Annotated in this window: 2 protein-coding genes; both read left to right on the top strand. The window is 46.0% G+C overall.

Features of this window, described 5'->3' with window-relative positions:
* Positions 1–295 (top strand): outer membrane protein OmpK (locus tag R7P67_RS26560; protein ID WP_318086548.1); only part of this gene is annotated, 295 nt, incomplete at its 5' end.
* Positions 296–403: 108 nt separating this feature from the next.
* The coding region (locus tag R7P67_RS26555; RefSeq protein ID WP_318086547.1) for a 2-dehydropantoate 2-reductase at positions 404–1,034 on the top strand (631 nt) is incomplete at its 3' end.

Here is a 1,034-nt window from a genome sequence, read left to right as displayed (position 1 = left end):
CTGGTTCAAACCATTCTTCTTCTTCGAGAACGGTTCATTCATTTCTTACCAAGGCTACATCGATTACCAATTCGGTATGGATGACGACAAAGGTAACAAGTTCAACACTACAGCGTCTAACGGCGGTGCAATGTTCAACGGTATCTACTGGCACTCTGACCGCTTTGCAGTTGGTTACGGTCTAAAACTTTACAAAGACGTGTACGGTTTCAAAGACGGCGAAGCTCTACCATGGGGTCACAAACCAGAATCTTCTGGTGCAGGTCACTACGTAGCAGTAACTTACAAGTTCTAATTGAACCGATAAGTTTCCTCAAAAATGGCGCCAATTGGCGCCATTTTTATTTGCTTTCCTCTCTCCCCTCATTATCCTTGCAGCAAACCTTTTTACTGAGAGCGTTTGGTGAAGATTCTCATTTTAGGTCCGGGGGCCATTGGCTCACTGTGGGCAACAAAATTTCAATTGGCAGGACACCAAGTATCAGTGTGGGGCAGAACGTCTGAGCCGCAACACTCCCTTACGCTTGATGACTCACCTGCAATGGAGTTTCCTAACCAACATATTCCCTCTTTACAACAAGCGGATTTGATTTTGGTCACGGTGAAAGCGTGGCAAGTGATCACTGCACTCAAACCTCTTATTGAGCACATTCATCACGATGCCATTGTTATGCTTATGCACAATGGTATGGGTACGGCCGAGCAGGTAGAAGAGATGCTATCCGGAAATCCCGTCGTTATCGCAACCACAACCCATGGTGCTTATAAGCCGAATAAAGAGCACGTAATGCACACGGGGCAAGGCATCACTCAAGTTGGCGGCTTTAATGCGTCTGGCGCTCATTGCCAGTTTTTGCAAGATGTTATGCAGCACGCTTTACCAGAAGTTGTTTGGAACCCAAACATCAATGCCGCATTGTGGACCAAACTCGCCATAAACTGTGCAATCAACCCGCTTACAGCATTGCATCAATGTAAAAATGGCGACCTTGCACACGGTGATTTTCAAGACACCTTGAAAATCATCACGAAAG

It is taken from the genome of Vibrio sp. Vb0937 (assembly GCF_033338855.1).
The sequence above is the reverse complement of the archived record's forward strand: the minus strand, read 5'-3'. Positions and strand labels throughout refer to the sequence as shown.